At 66.0% G+C, this 15,010-nt stretch carries 14 protein-coding genes; 7 read left to right on the top strand and 7 right to left on the bottom strand.

Annotated features, from left to right (window positions below):
• Positions 1 to 2,034, bottom strand: coding sequence for a toprim domain-containing protein (locus AWC12_RS11995; RefSeq protein ID WP_085174498.1), 2,034 nt, complete (start codon positions 2,032 to 2,034; stop codon positions 1 to 3).
• 297 nt (positions 2,035 to 2,331) lie between these two features.
• Here AWC12_RS11995 and AWC12_RS12000 point away from each other — a divergent pair, with 297 nt between their 5' ends.
• Positions 2,332 to 2,568, top strand: coding sequence for a hypothetical protein (locus AWC12_RS12000; RefSeq protein ID WP_024446448.1), 237 nt, complete (start codon positions 2,332 to 2,334; stop codon positions 2,566 to 2,568).
• 8 nt (positions 2,569 to 2,576) lie between these two features.
• Here AWC12_RS12000 and AWC12_RS12005 read toward each other — a convergent pair whose 3' ends face one another.
• Together AWC12_RS12005 and AWC12_RS12010 are read right to left on the bottom strand one after the other, a co-directional pair.
• Positions 2,577 to 2,936 carry a YybH family protein gene (locus tag AWC12_RS12005; protein ID WP_024446447.1) on the bottom strand — a complete coding sequence of 120 codons (360 nt, stop codon included), beginning with the start codon at positions 2,934 to 2,936 and terminating at the stop codon, positions 2,577 to 2,579.
• 1 nt (position 2,937) lies between these two features.
• On the bottom strand, positions 2,938 to 3,651 hold the full coding sequence (locus tag AWC12_RS12010; protein ID WP_024446446.1) for an SDR family NAD(P)-dependent oxidoreductase: 714 nt from the start codon (positions 3,649 to 3,651) through the stop codon (positions 2,938 to 2,940).
• A gap of 122 nt (positions 3,652 to 3,773) precedes the next feature.
• Between AWC12_RS12010 and AWC12_RS12015 the strand changes: the two genes are divergently transcribed.
• The 5 genes from AWC12_RS12015 to AWC12_RS12035 all read left to right on the top strand — a co-directional run bounded on the left by AWC12_RS12015 (position 3,774) and on the right by AWC12_RS12035 (position 9,148).
• Positions 3,774 to 4,712 (top strand): LysR family transcriptional regulator, encoded by a 939-nt coding sequence (locus AWC12_RS12015; protein WP_024446445.1) that lies wholly within the window; start codon positions 3,774 to 3,776, stop codon positions 4,710 to 4,712.
• 65 nt (positions 4,713 to 4,777) lie between these two features.
• Positions 4,778 to 5,422: a carboxymuconolactone decarboxylase family protein gene (locus tag AWC12_RS12020; RefSeq protein WP_024446444.1), complete on the top strand. Its 645-nt coding sequence runs from the start codon at positions 4,778 to 4,780 to the stop codon at positions 5,420 to 5,422.
• Position 5,423: 1 nt separating this feature from the next.
• On the top strand, positions 5,424 to 5,894 hold the full coding sequence (locus tag AWC12_RS12025; RefSeq protein WP_024446443.1) for a (2Fe-2S)-binding protein: 471 nt from the start codon (positions 5,424 to 5,426) through the stop codon (positions 5,892 to 5,894).
• Positions 5,891 to 8,002, top strand: a complete 2,112-nt coding sequence (locus AWC12_RS12030) for a xanthine dehydrogenase family protein molybdopterin-binding subunit (protein WP_085174500.1) — start codon at positions 5,891 to 5,893, stop codon at positions 8,000 to 8,002. The genes AWC12_RS12025 and AWC12_RS12030 overlap by 4 nt, the downstream gene beginning before the upstream one ends.
• 72 nt (positions 8,003 to 8,074) lie before the next feature.
• Entirely contained in the window at positions 8,075 to 9,148 is a 1,074-nt protein-coding gene (locus AWC12_RS12035; protein ID WP_085174502.1) for a LacI family DNA-binding transcriptional regulator, read from the top strand.
• Here AWC12_RS12035 and AWC12_RS12040 read toward each other — a convergent pair.
• The 4 genes from AWC12_RS12040 to AWC12_RS12055 are packed head-to-tail and all read right to left on the bottom strand — an operon-like array spanning position 9,101 to position 12,298.
• Positions 9,101 to 10,330, bottom strand: a complete 1,230-nt coding sequence (locus AWC12_RS12040) for a glycosyltransferase 87 family protein (RefSeq protein WP_085174504.1) — start codon at positions 10,328 to 10,330, stop codon at positions 9,101 to 9,103. The two genes, AWC12_RS12035 and AWC12_RS12040, sit on opposite strands and share 48 nt — an antisense overlap.
• Before the next feature lie 6 nt (positions 10,331 to 10,336).
• Entirely contained in the window at positions 10,337 to 11,368 is a 1,032-nt protein-coding gene (locus tag AWC12_RS12045; protein WP_085174505.1) for a fused (3R)-hydroxyacyl-ACP dehydratase subunits HadA/HadB, read from the bottom strand.
• A gap of 40 nt (positions 11,369 to 11,408) precedes the next feature.
• A complete protein-coding gene (locus tag AWC12_RS12050; protein ID WP_024446438.1) occupies positions 11,409 to 11,831 on the bottom strand; it encodes a nitroreductase family deazaflavin-dependent oxidoreductase in 423 nt (140 codons plus the stop codon).
• A 14-nt stretch (positions 11,832 to 11,845) separates the two neighbouring features.
• The gene (locus tag AWC12_RS12055) at positions 11,846 to 12,298 is read right to left on the bottom strand and encodes a hypothetical protein (protein ID WP_085174507.1); all 453 of its coding nucleotides are present in this window, start codon (positions 12,296 to 12,298) and stop codon (positions 11,846 to 11,848) included.
• Positions 12,299 to 12,403: 105 nt separating this feature from the next.
• Here AWC12_RS12055 and AWC12_RS12060 point away from each other — a divergent pair, with 105 nt between their 5' ends.
• Positions 12,404 to 15,004, top strand: a complete 2,601-nt coding sequence (locus AWC12_RS12060) for a two-component system response regulator (protein ID WP_234813981.1) — start codon at positions 12,404 to 12,406, stop codon at positions 15,002 to 15,004.
• The last annotated feature ends 6 nt before the right edge of the window (positions 15,005 to 15,010 follow it).

Here is a 15,010-nt window from a genome sequence, read left to right on the forward strand (position 1 = left end):
CTAGGTGAGGTCCAGCGCGGAGGTGTCGACACGGGAGGCGATATCGGCCATCCACGCGCGCCGGCCCTCCGGTGGCCCGCCGAACAGTGTGTGGTGCAGCTTCTTCTCGTCTTCGTCGGGGTGCACTCGAATTACGGTGCGCCGCTGCGGATCCAGCACGGTGTTCCAAAAGTCGTCGGCGTCCATCTCGCCGAGACCCTTGTTGCGCTGCACCTCGACCTTGCGTTTCGACCTGGCCTTCAGCTCGGCCACGGCAGTGTCACGTTCGGATTCGTCCTGGCAGTAGATGCGCTCGGTACCGTCCTTGACGACGAACAACGGCGGCAGCGTCACGTACACCATGCCTGCCTCCACCAGTGGTCGGTAGAAGTCCAGGAACATGGAGATCAAACTCGAGTTGATGTTGCCACCGTCGGGGTCGGCGTCGGAGGCGAACAGGATCCGGTCGTAGCGGCACAGTTCGGGATCGCAGTTGTCCCGCACGCCGCAGCCGAGGATGCGTTCGATCGAGTCGAACTCGTCCTTGACGCGCGCCTTGCTGATGGTGAACCCATACACGTTGGGCGGCTTGCCTTTCAGCGGGAAGGCGGCCTGGAAGGTGGCATCTCGCGCTGCCTTGATGGTGCCCAGCGCCGAATCACCCTCGCACAGAAAGAGTTCAGCGCCCGACCCACGACCTGTCTCCCGGCTGGGCAGCAGTTTCGGCGGCAGTGACAGATTTGTGCCCAGACCCTTGGCCCTCGACGCCGCACGGGATCGTGCCTTCGCGCCCTCGGCGCTGCGCCGTGCCCGCGCCGACTCCAGTGCGAGTTTGGCCCACAGCGACACGGCTTCGCCGTTGGCCGGGTTGGCCGCCCATATGGTGACGCTGCGGGCGACGTCCGGGGCCATCGCGACATTGAGTGATCGCGAGGAGACCGCGGTCTTGGCCTGCGAATCCCACGAGACGTCGGGGGCGCGGGTGTCGACCGCGAGGGCGGTGACCGCGGCGAAGTCCTGTGGCTCGGGGCCGTCCTCTCCCTTGGCCAGCCCGAGGTCCCGGATGCGGGACGCGCGGTCGGCCAGCGCCTCGGAGAACCCCTTCACGGCCGCCGTCAGGTGGGACCCGCCGCCCGGAGTCCGGACGGTGTTGCAGAACGCGGCCACGGTGGCCGGTTCGGCCGGGCCTGCGGTCAATGACCAGCGGAACGGGGTCGGACCACGGCCGGTGGTGTACTCACCGCGCCCCTCGACCACGGCCCGCACGCTGGGAACAGGGGTGTCGCCCGCCGCGCACATCAAGTCCAGCAGGGTTTCCGTGCCCCACGGACCATCGAACGGCTCGACCAGCTCCGGGCGGATGTCCTCGCCCGGCCAGCCCTCGTCGACGACCATAAGATGGACCCCCGGCGACATCCGCGCCGCGGCGTGCGCACGGAGCAGGACCTCGTTGATGTCCACGCTGGAGTCGGGAACCACCACCGGGTCGAACAGGATTCGTACCGTCGTGCCGTGCGCGTCGGGCTTACGGTTGCCGACTCCCCGCAGTTTCTGTGAGTCATTGCGCGTGAACGGCGCCTGTGGGTCGAATTCTTTGCCTTCGAACACACCGGGGTAGCCGCCGCCGAAACTCTGCACATACGTCTTGCCGGCGCGGCGCACCGTCACATCGGTTCGTGCGGAAATGAAAACCGCTGCGGCGGCGCCGATCCCGTTCAGACCGGCGCCCGTGCTGGCGGCATCGGAATGCGCCGAGAACTTCCCGCCCGCGCGGGCGGTGCCCAGCGTCTTGACGATGCCGTTCTTCCCGGTGGAGGGGTCGGAATCGACGGGGAGACCTCGGCCGTCGTCGGCGACGCTGACCGATCCGTCGGCATGCAGCGTGATCGTGACGCGAGACCCGCCATGGCCGGGGTCGGCGACCTCTTCGATCGCATTGTCGACGATCTCGCGCAGCGCTGTGTTGAGGACGTCGAGCCCCAGGTTGACCGCCGGCCGCAGGCGTGTGTGCTGGACATCGTCGAGCTCGGTGATGTCGGCGGCGGTGTAGCTCACTACTAATCCTTTACCTCGACGCAGGGATAGGGGGCGGGGAAATCGTAGTCGCTCGAGCCGACACCGTCGTGGAGGCGAAGTTTGTGATCGTCAGCTCGTTTTCGGTCGCAACCTCTGACGTACGTTCCCGGCGGCAACGGACCACCCGCTCAGGCACCGCCCTCACCAGCGCGGTTCAAGGGCGTCCGCGCTGGTGGGCTGCTGGACGGAATCAAACCGCTGCGTCACCGGTTCTACTCCGTGTCGGCGGGTGACTGCCCGTCACAGGGAGTAGGGAACAGGAAAGAGGCGAGATCCGTGAAGAAGATCGGACTCATCGGCATCGCAGCAAGTGCACTTTCCGCGGCGGTCATCGGCTTCGCCGGTCCCGCGCAGGCCCAGCCAGGGTGGACCTTCGGCGGCAACGGGAACGGCAACGGCAGTGGCTTTGGCTGGCCGCAGTACGGTCCCGGTAGCGACAGCAACAACCCGTGGCTGAACCAGCTCTACCCCCGGGTGAAGGTACCCAAGGTTGACACGTCGGTCCGCAACTGACGGGGCGCCTACTGTATCTGTGACGCTTGGTACTGGGCGATGCGCCACCCGCTGTCAAACCGTGTGAGCACAACGCCGACGGCGAGCTCGACAGTGGGCCTGTCGGGGAATGCAAACGCCGCAGCCAGGTAGCCGATCACCACACCGGCTGTTGGGCTGCGGCTTTCGCGTATCTGGTAGTCGACGGTCATGCCGCGCGGCTGCGAGTCGTAGTAGTCGAAGACCGCCTGCCTACCGACCCCGTACGGCTTCAAGCCCTGGAACACAGCGTCCTCGGCGAACGCAGCAGCGACCCGGCCGGGATCGTGGGCGCCGATCCCGGCTTTCCATTCGTCCATGACCTCCGTGATGACTTCTTCGGCGTCCACGTCAATGCCCCGCGCTCTGACCACCGTCGACGTGCAGGATCTCTCCCGTGACGAACGGCGCGTTCTCCAAATACAGCACCGCGTCCACCACGTCGACCACTTCGCCAACTCGGCCGACGGGATGCAGGGACGCAAGAGTCTCGTAATCCGACGGATCATGCATGGGCGTCCGGATGACCCCGAGTGCGACTGCATTGGAACGGATTCCGCGTGTGGCGTACTCAACCGCCAATGCCCGGCTAGCTGCGTTGAGCCCGCCCTTGGTCAGCGAGGCGAGTGCCGACGGCACAGCGGAATTGGCATGCTCAACCAGTGTCGTCGAGATCGTGACAAGGTGCCCGCCGTCGCCCTGTGTCAACATTTGTTGTATTGCCGCCCGGGATACCTCGAAGAAGCCCCGCAGATTCACGCCGGTGATCGCGTCGTACTCCTCGTCGGTGTAGTCGGTGAACGCCCTGGCGACGAAGATGCCGGCATTGTTGACCACGGTGTCCACGCGACCGAAATGCTCTATAGAGGCGTCGATGATGTGTCGCCCTGTGCCGGGTACGCCGACATCACCTGGTACCGCGAGCACCATCGGATCATCACCGGCGCTGATGTTCCTGGAGTTCGCGACGACGGCGTACCCGAGCTTGCGGTAGCCGCCCACGAGTGCGGCACCGATTCCCTGTGATGCGCCGGTGATGACGGCGACGCGGGGTGTGGTGGTCATGGCATTCCCTTCCGTGGTCTCGGTCATGAGAACACGCGGAAGGGCAGGCGAAGTCCGTAGCGGTGCAACCGATTGGCTCTCTTGTGGTAGGTGAAAACTCCCACTGAACTAGGCTGATCCGTGTGGAGCTGCGACAGCTGCGCTATTTCGTCACGGTCGCCGAAGAGTTGAACTTCGGACGGGCTGCCGAACGTTTGCGGATCGCGGGTCCCTCCCTCTCCCAACAGATCAAGGCGCTCGAGCGCGACCTGAAGGTGCAGCTGTTCGACCGGGATCGACGATCGGTAGCGTTGACCGCCGCCGGCTCAGCCCTGCTTCCCCGCGCGCATGCGTTGATCGCACAGGCCGATGAACTGCGGCGCCACGCCCGCGGTCTGTCGTCTTCCGTGCCGGTCCGAATCGGCTGCGTGCAATGGTGCCCGACGGACTGGGCGGAGCGTGCCGCCGGGGTGGCGCAGCTGCGGGTGGATACCTGGGTCATGCCCTCGCACACGCAGGCGAAGCGGGTCGCTGAGGGCAGCCTGGATCTCGCGATCTGCCGGGTCGATCAGGCCGACCTCGACATGTTAGGGCTAGATGCCAGGCTCGTCGGCGCGGATCGCCTCTACGCGCTCAGCATCGGACCCGACTCCTCGCCGGTCGCCGCGCAGGAGCTGACCGTGCTGATCGACTCCGATGAGGACAGCTGGTCGTCGTGGAACCGATTCGCCGAGCAGTTCGCCCGTGAGGCGGGTGCCCGGCTGGTGCGTGTCGATGACGGCGGCGTGACGGGCTCGACGTTCTTCGACCACGTACGCCGGCTTCGGCGTCCGGTGTTGAACAACCCGAAGGGCCAGAACGACGCCACACCTGCAGACATGGTCCGGCGGGTGGTGACCGACCCGGTTCCGATGTGGACGTGGTCGCTGGTTTGGCGCCGCGATGAACCAAACCCCATGGTGCATGCGGTTATTGGTGAGTTCACGACCGGTGTGGACAGCGCAGTTCTGAATCAGCCCGGCGCGTGGCTGCCTCGCGGCGACCCTCATCTGCCCAACTCAGAGGAGGTCACCGACCCTTGACCGGTCGACCAGCTGGGCACATACTGAGGCTGCAATCGATTGCAAAACCTTCGCAAGGGAGCGACATGGGCACCACCAATTCCCCGCGCATCAGCTATGTGCCGTTCGAGCAGCTGGACGAGCGGATGAAGGAAGAGATGGAGCGGTGCGCCAAGCACGGGACGCCGCGCCCGGAGAGTTCTGCCGTCCGCGCGCACTCCCCGGCGGCCTTCTGGGCCTTCGCCGACAGCTGGAAGGCCCAGTTCCACAACGGCATCGTCGACCACGCGATCAAGGACCTCTGCCGGGTGTACATCTCGCGCACGGTGAAGTGCGAGTTCTGCGGAAACCAGCGCTCGGAGAAGGCAACCACGGCGGGACTGCAGGAGCAGCAGTACGACCAGCTGCTCAACTTCGAGACCTCCGACCTCTACGACGACCGCCAGAAGGCTGCGCTCGCCTACGCCGAATCGATCGCATGGGGAAACCAGGACCTGGACGGACTCTGGGCACGCCTGTACACGCACTTCTCCGAGGAGGAGCTGGTCGAGCTCGGGTGCTTCATCTCGCTGACATTCGGCCAGCAGAGCTGGATCCGGCTGCTCGGCATCGACCACCACCAGTACATGGCCGGCACGGCCGCTTCGCTGGCGCCCGGCTTCACGACTGCCGACGAGCTCGCGGCAAGCAAGGCCGATCCCGACTACTGGGCAGCGCAGAGCCACGCCTGAGATGACGACGCTCCGGCTGAACGTCAACGGCCGTGACTACGACGTCGACGTTCCCGCCGGCACGTCCCTACTGGAAGTCCTGCGTAACGACATCGGCGACAAATCACCTAAATTCGGCTGCGGCCTCGGCCAATGCGGCGCGTGCTTCGTGCTGATCGACGGGCACCCGACGCCCGCGTGCGACACCCCCGTCGATTACGTGCGCGGTGACGTACGCACTGTCGCGGGGCTGGGCAGTCCCGATGACCCCACCCCGCTCCAGTCCGCGTTCCTGGAGTTGCAGGCCGGCCAGTGCGGGTACTGCATCAGCGGCATGATCGTCAGCGCCACCGCCCTACTGCGCAACAACCCCCGGCCGACGCGGGCCGAGGTGTCGGCGGCGCTGGACCGCAACCTGTGTCGCTGCGGAACCCACCTGCGCTTCGTCGATGCCGTGCTCGCCGCAGCAGGTTCGACCGAGGCCGGGCAATGACGGCCGAGCTACCGGCCTCGCTCGTCGCCAATCCCTGGATCTCCACATGGCTCACCGTCACCGACGACGGCACCATTGTGTTACGCGTCGGCAAAGTCGAGCTCGGACAGGGGATTCTGACGGCGCTGACCCAGATCGCGGCCCACGAGCTCGATGTACCGCCGGAAGTTGTCAGCGCGGAAGCCACGAACACCGCAGCGTCGCCGAACGAGGGGCTCACTGCGGGCAGCCTGTCGATCACCTTCTCCGGGGCCGCGGTTCGGCGGGTGTGCGCGGAGGCCCGCGAGTTGTACCGGCGCGCCGCAGCCCGCAGGTCAGGGCGGGATACCGGCGAAGTCTGTTTGGCTGCAGGGGTCTTCACGACCCCAGACGGTTCCCGGATCGGCTCGTACGCCGATCTGTCCGCTGAGGTCGACCTGCATGTCAAGGTTGGTGATCCATCGCTGGAGATCGAGCTGGCACCGCCCACGTCGAAGGACTTGGCCCGCGTCGACCTGCCGGACAAGGTGCTCGGGAAGCCACGCTTCATTCACGACCTCGAATTCCCCGGCATGGTGCACGCGCGCGTGGTCCGCCCTCCCAGGGTGGGCGCCCACTTCGAAAGCGCAGCGCTCGAGGACATCTCGACGATGCCCGGTATCGAGACCGTCGTCCGGGACGGTGACTTCGTGGCGGTCGTCGCCCGGCGGGAAGGGCAGGCCACCCGCGCCGCCGAGAAGCTGGCGTCGACCGCGACCTGGTCGGCAGGCATCGACCTGCCCGACGTCGACGATCTGCCGCGTTGGCTGCGGACGGCCGAGGCTGACGTGCGCCCGATCCGCAGCGACGGCGCACATCACAACGATGCAGCCGCCGTCGTGGAAGCCGCGTTCGCCCGGCCGTTCCTCGCCCACGCGTCGATCGGCCCCAGCTGCGCGCTGGCCCACCTCGACGGCGGACGGCTCCAGGTCTGGAGCCACAGCCAGGGCGTGTTCTCGCTGGGGCCTGCGATCGCGGCCGCGCTCGGTCTCGATCCCGACGCGGTGGTGGTCCAGCACGTCGAAGGTCCCGGCAGCTACGGCCACAACGCCGCCGACGATGTCGCGATGGACGCCGCGCTGCTGGCGACGAAGATCCCCGGCACGCATGTGCGCGTGCAGTGGAGCCGGTCCGACGAATTCGCCTGGGAGCCCTTCGGTCCCGCCATGGTGGGTGAGGTCAAAGCGAGTATCGACGACAGCGGGACGATCACCGACTGGTCCTACGAACTGTGGACCAACGGCCATACGGGACGGCCGGGGTATGCGTCTACCAACACGATGCTGGCCGAGGCGCACCGCGCAGGGGTCGAGATGCTGCCTCCCGCGGTCGATCCGCCGGCCGAGCGTGGGCACGGATCCGCGCGCAACGCCGAGCCGTACTACGACGTCGCCAGAGTCGACGTGACCGTGCACCGGCTGCTGACCATGCCCATCCGGACGTCGTCGCTGCGTTCCTTGGGAAGCCATCTCAACACCTTCGCCACCGAATCCGTCATCGACGAGCTGGCACGTGCCGCCGGCCGTGACCCGCTGGCGCTGCGGCTCGCCAATCTGTCCGACCCGCGCGCACGCCGGGTGCTCACCACCGTCGCCGACGTCGCCGGCTGGGGCACCGCGGTATCTGACGGCCACGGCCGGGGAATTGCGTTCTGCCGCTACAAGAATCGAGGCTCCTACTGCGCAGTCGTCGCCGACGTCGAAGCGACCGACCGTCTGCGTGTCGTCCGTCTGACTGTCGTGGCCGATGTCGGGTGCGTGGTGAACACCGACGGGGTGCGTAATCAGCTGGAAGGCGGCGCCGTGCAGGCGGCCAGCTGGTCACTGCTGGAACAGGTTCGCTTCGACCGGCATTCGGTCACCAGCACAGATTGGGAGTCCTACCCGATCATCCGCTTCACCCAGGTACCAATCGTCGACGTCCACGTGCTGGACCGCCCTGACGAGCCGCCGCTCGGCGCGGGGGAGGCGACGCAGGGCCCGGTCACGGCGGCGATCGGCAATGCGTTGGCAGATGCGCTGGGTGTCAGGGTCTACACCTTGCCGTTCACGCCCGCCAACATCGTTGCCGCGATCGATTCAGTTAGCTGAGCTGCCAATTGTGGCGCCCGTGTCCCGCGCGATTAGCGGGTTTCATTGCACGTACTCTCGGAGGGCTCCATCATGAGACGACAGTTGCAGCCGAGTGCAGAAAGTAGGCGAGCAGTGCGAAGGGCGACGCTCAGAGAGGTTGCGGTGATGGCTGGTGTCCATCCGGCGACCGCGTCGCGCGCCCTCAACGAGCAGACCGAGAGCCTGGTCAACGCGGAGACCGCTGCCAGGATCAAGAAGGTCGCCGCCGAGATGGGTTATTCGCCCAACCCGATTGCGCGCAGCCTCAAAACATCTCGCTCGGCGACGATCGGGATGGTGATCCCTGATCTGACCAATCCGCTGTTTCCGCCGATCGTGCGCGGGGTCGAGGACGTGCTTCGCTCGGTCGGCTACAGCGCCTGGATCGTCAATACCGACAACCGGCCGGACGTGGAGAAGGCGGCGGTCGATTCGTTCCGCCAGCGCAACGTCGAAGGTTTCGTTTTCGCGACAGCTCACCTCAAGCACCCGCTGCTCGACGACCTCGCGGCGGCATCCACGCCGATGGTGCTGGTCAACCGGCGCAGTGCATCTGCCGATATCCCGTCGGTCACCTCCGACGACGCAGCAGGGGTGGCCATGGCGATGCAGCACCTCGTCGAGCTGGGCCACACCAAGATCGTGCACCTCGCGGGCCCTCAGGATCTGTCGACCGGTGTGAACCGGCGTCGCGCGTTCATGTCCTATCTCGAAGACCTCCATCTCCCCGCCGAGAAGGGGCGGACGGTCGTCTGTGAGACATGGAGCGAAGAGGCAGGCGCGAAAGCCATGCGGACGCTCCTGGACTCCGATCTGGAGTTCACCGCTGTCCTCGCCGGCAACGACCTGCTCGCCCTGGGCGTGTACGACGCGCTGTCCGAGCGCGGTCTGCGCTGCCCGCAGGACATCAGCGTGGTCGGGTTCAACGACATGCCGTTCATGGACAAGGTGTCACCGCCCATGACGAGTGTGCGCATCCCGCAGTACGACATCGGCGCCGAGGCCGCCCGCCTGCTCCTTGAGGTGCTCAACGATCCCGACCGGCATCCACGGTCGCTGCTGCTGCCGCTGACGCTTTCAGTGCGAGCCTCGACCGGACCCGCCCCCGACCGCCGGCCGGTCTGAGCGCCCCCGCCGAGACCTGAAGGCCAGTATCCCGGCGCCGACCAGCAGCCCGACATACAAGCTCACATACAAGTTCACCTGCACGACCTCGAGGGGATGATCGTGCGGGAACAGATAGAACCCGATGCGCGGATCCTTCAGGCGTGGATACCAGTACGGCCACGCTCCCAGCGCGATGAACAACGCGGCCGGTATCAGCCACCATCGCCACGATCGCAGCGCCCGATCGACCAGCCACACGAAAAGAGGCACCACCCACACCCAGTGGTGTGTCCACGAAAACGGTGACACCACGGCCGTCGTCAGACCCACGAGGGTCAGGGACAGCAGCCGCTCTTCTCTCCGGTACAGCCGCACCGCAATCCAGAGACTCAGCGCCGCAATGACAATGGCGATCGCCAACCACAGCCACAGGGGTGGCTCCGCGCCCGTGACGCGTGCCATGGCGCCGCGTAGCGACTGGTTCGACGGGTGCCCCAGCCGATCATCGACACGCTCGGAGCGAAGGAAGGTGCCTGTCCAGTACATTCGCGAATCCTCAGGCAGCACAAGCCATCCCAGCGCGACGGTGAATGCAAGAGTCCCGACAGTGACCGTGGCCACCCGCCACTGCCGCAGGGCCAGGAAGTAGAGGACGAAGTAGGCGGGCGTGAGTTTGATGCCGGCCGCGATGCCGGTGCCGATTCCTGCGAGACGACTGCGCTGCATGCCTGCCGCGTCGAGCAGAACGAGAAGCATGAGGACCAGGTTGATCTGGCCGAAGAACAATCCCGTGCGGACGGGCTCAAGGAACACGCACCCCAACGCCATCAGCACCGAGACTCCGGCCAACCGCCACGTCGTGCGGTGGCCGAGTAGCCGCCAGCTCACCACGATGGCTGCCGCCAGCACCGCGATGTTGACTGCCAGCCAGTAGTGCCGGTCGGCCACCACAGGCAGCATGTCGAGCGGGACGAACACGATCGCGGAGAACGGCGTATAGGTGTAGAAGAGCAACTTGTCGACCGGCATCTCGTAGAGCGGCAGCCCGGACAGCACATGCCAGGCGCCCTTGCGATAGACGTCGAGATCGACACCGCCGTCGAACAGGCCCCAGTTGGCCGTAGGGCGAAGCGTGGTCAGCGCCAGCACCACCGACAGCGTCGCCCACGACACCACGACGGCAAGCGCGGGCCTGCTCACGGTCGACTAGCGGAAGCGGATGTTCAGCGTCGCCAGGCCGAAGATCTTCTTGCCGCCCGACTTGGCTCCGACCAGGACGACACCCGAACGGGTCTCGGGGTCCAGCGACTTGATCTTGCCGCTGTACTCGATGTCGGCGCCTTCCTTGGCCGACACGATCGCCGGCTGCGACAGCCTGATCGTGTACCGGGTGACAGCGCCCGGGTCACCCGACCATGCCGACGCGAACCCGGCTCCCAGCCCCATGGTCAGCATTCCGTGGGCAATCACATCCGGCAGCCCGGCCAGCTTGGCGATGTCCTCATCCCAGTGGATCGGGTTCGCGTCGCCGGCCACGCCGGCGTAGTTCACCAGGTCGCCGCGGGAGAGCCTGGTGTGATGCACCGGCAGCTCGTCGCCGACCTTCACGTCGTCGAACGAGGGCGTGCCGGGGGTGCGTGTCGAGCCGCCTTCGGAAATCCGGATCTCGCCCTCCGGTCGCACCGTCTTCTCGTAGTGGTCATCGGAGCCACCGATGTCCAAGATGTTCATGTCGTGCATCATCGCCTTCTGCACGGCGATCTTGACACCGGCATCGATGTCGTCTGCGGTCACGCCGACGACGGTGGTGTGCAGCGTGTGCACGCGCTCACCGGCGGTGTCGGTGAAGGTGTTCGTGACCGTGATGAAGTCCCTGCCCGCGGTGCGGCGCACCGACGTCAGCTCGACGTCGATCAGCAGCTCATCGCCGGCGACGATCGGGCGGTGTTGCTCGAAGACCTCCTCGGTCTGCAGATACGTGTCGTAACCGACCACGATCTCTTCGAACATGCGCCGGTTGCACTGCATACCCGGCGCCGAGGTGAACGTGAGCGGCGCGACCACGTCCGAGTAGCCCAGCTCCGCCGCGGCGGCCAGATCCCAGTGCGCGGGGTGGTAGTCCTGCACCGCACGTGCGTACTCGCGGACCTTCTCGCGGCCGACGAGGTAGGTGCCGTCCATCTGGTAGTAGTGGCCGACCCGCTCTTCGATCGGTGACGCGTCTGCTGGTGCGGTCATGAGTCAGCACACTAACGGGCCGACACCGCAGCGCTGAAAACTACTCGACGACGAAGACGGGGATCTGTCGATCTGTCTTGGTCTGGTACTCGGCGTACGGCGGGTACGCCGCGACGGCCAGTTCCCACCAGTGGGCCCGCTCGTCGCCCTCGAGCTCGCGTGCAGTGCCCTCAAGAACCTTGTCCCCATCCTGGACCGACACCGACGGGTTCGCCTTGACGTTGTGATACCAGCTGGGGTGCTTCGGGTCGCCGCCCTTGGACGCGACCATCGCATAGCGCCCGTTCTCCTCGACCCGCATCAGCGGGACGTAGCGCTTCTTGCCGGATTGCGCGCCGGTCGTGGTGAAAAGGACGATCGGCCGGTCCATGACCTCGACGCCGTCGGTCGTACCCTGCTCGAGGATCTTCTGGGTCTGCTCGCGGACCCACTCGGTGGGACTCAGTTCTGCCTGCTCGCTCATGGTTGCCTCCAACGTCATCGGGCCGGTGCCCTATTCCAATGGTCGTCCATCAGTCGCTTGAGTACCCGCCACTCGGCCGCACTGACCCAGGACGGATTGGCCTGTTGCGGCGACCGGAAAACCTCCATCGTCCCCAGCCCCGGGACAGTTGACAGCGCGGTCGCCGTCAGGGGTTCAGCAAACAGCGGAATGTCCACGGGCACATGGCGCCCTCCGGCGTCGGATATCACGGCGCCGGTGAGGGTTCCCGCGCCCCAGAATCCCCGGCACTTGTGAGTCGAAACCCAAGGCAGGACATGCTGTCCGGGCTGCATCAGCTGGGACCGATAGTTGTCGGCACCACACCACGACCCTTTCGCCTCGCCTGCCGAGACCATCGGATCGAGCGGCGTCTTGTTCGGGTTGCACTTGATCACCCACGCTCCCAGGTTCTCGGATGTGACGCTGCGGCCTGCAACCACGCGCATCTACCTCCTCACCTCGGCCAGTTTGCTGACGAAACCGGATCACCTTAACTATGCTGACGTACGCGGTCGACCGCCCTTAGCGGCTGGGAGGGGTTGAGGGGTCTAGTGCTGACGGAAGATGCGCTAGGGGAGGGCAGCGCCACCGACGACCGGCAGTCGGTTCTGGTCGTCGACGACGACGCACGATTGCGCGACCTGCTGTGCACTGTGCTGACACCGCTGGATTGCGATATCGCCCAGGCGGGATCCGGTGAGGAGGCGCTCACCGCCCTGCTGCAACGCAAGGTCGCGGTGATCGTTCTCGACATCAACATGCCGGGCATGGACGGCTTCGAGACGGCGCAGCTCATCCGCGATGTCGAAGAGTTGGCGTCCACTCCGATCATCTTCCTCACGGGGCAGGCCGAGGCCGGCGACCTGGGTCGCGGCTATGACCTCGGTGCCGTGGATTTCCTGATGAAGCCGGTGTCGCGGCAGGTGTTCTTCGCCAAGGTCAAGGCTCTTCTCGAGCTCGATCGGTCGTTTGCCCGGCTGCGCGCGGCGGCAGCGAAGCTCCACGAGGAGCAGCTGATGGCCGCTCGCGCCGCGGAGATCCGGCAGCGCGAAGAGTTGGCGTTCACGCGGCGACGGGAGAAGTTGGGCAACATCTTCTCGGCTGCCAGCATCGACCTGCCGTCGTTGGAGCGAACGATCGTCACTGAGCTCAGCCAGATGTTCGATGCCGAATGTGTGCTGCGGGTGCCCACCGTCGATCACGGCTTCCACGAGTCGTTTTCGCACGCGGAATCGGGGGAGGCCTCGGAGCTGTTGCGCGCTCTAATGTCCGAGCCGCTGGCCGGTTTGCAGAGCGAGACGTCGAACGGCTCGGTCATGATCGAAGAGTTGACGGCCAGGGACCAGCTCGTGGGCGTGGTCTGCGTCGGTCGGGCGGGCGGGCCGGCGTTCACCGAGGCGGAGGCAGCTCTGTTCCGTGGCGCATCGGTGGGCGCTGCGTTGGCGATCTCGAATGCCTCTCTGTACCGGGTGCAGGCGGAGTACGCCGCGGTCATGCAGGCCACCGGCGACGCGATCCTTGCGGTCGACATGTCGGGGGCCATCCGTAGCTGCAACCAAGCTGCGACCGCGCTCTTCGGCATGGATCGCGACAACCTGATGGGCACGTCGATCGTGGATCTGGCGATGGCCCAGGACAGAGACCGTCTGAGCGAGCAGCTGGACGCCACGACGGCGACGCGTCAGGAAGTCTCGCTGGAGATGACGCTTGCGGGTCGTGAAGGTCATCCCGTCGAGGTGATGGTCACGCTCTCGCCGATCGGAGACGCCGGCGACCTGCACGTCGCCGTCGTGGTCCACGACCTGACGGAGATCAAACACGCGCAGACCGAGATCAGGCACCTCGCCAGCCACGACCCGCTCACCGACCTCGCCAATCGACGACAGCTCAACGAGCGTCTCGCCCTTCTGGCCCACCATCGAACCTCGGCATCGAAACTTGTCGCGCTGCTGTACATGGACGTCAACCACTTCAAGGTCGTCAACGACACCTACGGTCACGACACCGGCGACGAACTACTCCTGGAGGTAGCCACCCGCCTGCGGTCCGCGGTCGACGACGACACTTTGGTGTGCCGGGTCGGCGGCGACGAGTTCATCGTCGTCTTCGAAGACGTGGCGTCGATGGATGCGGCTGTCGCGGCGGGAAACAGGATTCTGGACCAGGTTCAGTCACGGCCGGTCTCGTGTCGGAACGCGACGCTGTATCCGTCGATCAGCATGGGCATCGCATGTCTCGGCGTCACCGCTCACAGCCCCGAGGAACTGCTGACGCAGGCCGACATGGCGATGTTCGAGGCCAAGAAGAACCGACTCGCCGTCTGCGTCCCGTATACGGACCTGATCGGGTCGCGGCAAGAGGGACGGGTGCACCTGCGCGCCGAGATCATCGCCGCGCTCGAACGCTCGGACTTCCGCATGGTGTACCAACCGATCGTGAACTCGGCGACGGGAGCGTTGTTCGGCCTCGAAGCCCTGATCCGCTGGCGGCCCTCCGGCCGGGAGATCCCCGCGGCGGAAATCATCGCTCTGGCCGAGGATTCCGGGCAGGCAGGAGCGCTGGGACGGTGGATCCTGACCCGCAGCTTCGAGGACTTCGTCGCTCTCGGCAGGCCCGATCTGAAGTTGCACGTCAACGTCTCTCGCGATCAGGTGCTCGACACCAGCTTCCTCGAGCACCTGACCCTCGCCCAACAGCACACCAAGATTGCCCCTCACAGCGTCTGCCTCGAGCTCACCGAGCGAGCGTTCATCGGGGATCCCGCTCCCGCGCACAAGGCCCTGCGCGCGGTGCGCGACCGCGGATTCAGTTTGGCGATAGACGATTTCGGTGTCGAACATGCCAGCATGGCCAACCTGATGCACGTACCGGTGGATTGGCTGAAGATCGACCGCTCCTTCGTCGCGCGGGTGCACGAGGACGAGCGGGTCCAGCGCCTCGTCCGCAGCCAGATCTCCGTGGCCGCGAACATGCAGGCCGATCTGATCGCCGAAGGCGTCGAGGTGCACGAGCAGGCCGATTGGCTCAAGGGCGCGGGTTGTGATCTGCAGCAAGGGTTCCTGTATTCCCATCCGATCGAGACGACCGAGCTGGCCGCCTATGTCGACAGCCGGACGGCCGTCGGGGCCGACCAGGGTGCCAACCGAAATTAGGCGGAC

Source organism: Mycolicibacterium iranicum (assembly GCF_002101705.1).
Taxonomy (GTDB): domain Bacteria; phylum Actinomycetota; class Actinomycetes; order Mycobacteriales; family Mycobacteriaceae; genus Mycobacterium; species Mycobacterium iranicum.